Raw genomic sequence first — 655 nt, 5'->3', positions numbered from 1 at the left:
TAAATTAGTAGTTCTAGTTCCTCTAAAGAAAGGATCATCAAACATGTTATCAAAAACATCATCAAAAGTTGCAAATCCAGGTAGTAATTTCATATAAATCATCTCCTTTTAAATTTATTTTTCGAAATTACTTCATGAATAAATCATCTTCATCATAATATTCTTATTTTTAGCATCAACTATAGTGAAAATGTTAACTAAAATTATTCAATTGGAATAAAATTACTTTTTGTTTCTACTTGTTTTGGTGCTTCTTTAGGCAATGTAATAATCAACTCACCATTGTTATAACTTGCTTTAATATCTTCTTGTTTGATATCATCACCAACATAGAAGCTACGTGAACAAGATCCTGAATATCGTTCGCGACGAATGATATTACCATCATTGTCTTTTTGATCGTTATCATTAGATTTTTTAGCACTGATATTTAAATATCCATCATGTAATTCAATAGAAATATCTTCCTTAGCAAAGCCAGGAACTTCCATTTCTAATTGATAGTTATCACCGATTTCTTTAACATCAGTTTTCATTAAATTAGTAGTTCTAGTTCCTCTAAAGAAAGGATCATCAAACATGTTATCAAAAACATCATCAAAAGTTGCAAATCCAGGTAGTAATTTCATATAAATCATCTCCTTTTAAATTTATT

General features: G+C 27.5%; 1 protein-coding gene. It reads right to left on the bottom strand.

Annotation, left to right across the window (positions count from 1 at the left end; translation table 11 throughout):
* Positions 1–203 precede the first annotated feature (203 nt).
* Entirely contained in the window at positions 204–629 is a 426-nt protein-coding gene (locus tag B5E92_RS15290; RefSeq protein ID WP_087303556.1) for an Hsp20/alpha crystallin family protein, read from the bottom strand.
* Between the last annotated feature and the right edge of the window lie 26 nt (positions 630–655).

Source organism: Erysipelatoclostridium sp. An15, from assembly GCF_002160675.1.
Classification (GTDB): Bacteria; Bacillota_I; Bacilli_A; order Erysipelotrichales; family Coprobacillaceae; genus Thomasclavelia; species Thomasclavelia merdavium.
Note: the sequence above shows the minus strand (reverse complement) of the source record. Positions and strands in the feature narration are given on the sequence as shown.